Annotated in this window: 1 protein-coding gene; it reads left to right on the top strand. The window is 58.4% G+C overall.

Annotation, left to right across the window (positions count from 1 at the left end; all coding sequences use genetic code 11):
- Nucleotides 1–213: 213 nt before the first annotated feature.
- Nucleotides 214–719: MFS transporter (locus tag AC0L2J_RS34755; RefSeq protein ID WP_473395982.1), on the top strand; the 506-nt coding region annotated here is incomplete at its 3' end.

Below are 719 nucleotides of genomic sequence, written 5' to 3'. Positions count from 1 at the left end.
TCATTCACAGTGGGCCACCTCCCGACGACCTCGTTGCGATCACGCTAGAATTGAAGATCCGAAGGACCCGCTCATCGTCATCCTTGGAGGGTGAGAGACGGGTTCTCTTGCATCACGCAGTCACAATCACATTCCAGGGCTCTCTCACGGCAGCCGAGCTTTTGCACTCAAGCTTGGCAAGCCAGGAGAGTTGCCTGGCAGGCAGGAGGAGAGATGATCAGTTTCTCTAAGCCACAGACGGTTGGCAGCGATAGCATCACCGCACCTTTGCGCCATCTCACATTCCGGCGCATTTGGCTGGCAAGTGTACTCGCGAATCTGGGCGCCCTCATTCGGAGTGTCGGCGCCGCTTGGGCAATGACGCAGATGACGTCGTCTGCCGACAAGGTCGCCTTAGTGCAGACTGCCTTGATGTTACCGGTTATGATCATCTCAATACCGGCCGGAGCGATCGCTGACATGCACGACAGGCGTATCGTTGCATTAGTCTCAGTAGGTATCGCGCTCGCCGGCGCGACCGCGCTGACGGTGCTCGCTTGGTTTGGCCTGATTACACCAAACTTGCTGCTGGCGTTGTGCTTCGTGGTTGGCACCGGCATGGCATTGATGGACCCCGCCTGGCAATCCTCAGTCAGCGAGCAAGTGCCGCTCGAAACACTTCCGGCGGCGGTAGCGCTCAACAGCATCAGCTACAACATTGCGCGAAGCGTAGGCCCGGC

This window comes from Bradyrhizobium sp. MV1.5 (genome assembly GCF_055807615.1).
Note: the sequence above shows the minus strand (reverse complement) of the source record. Positions and strands in the feature narration are given on the sequence as shown.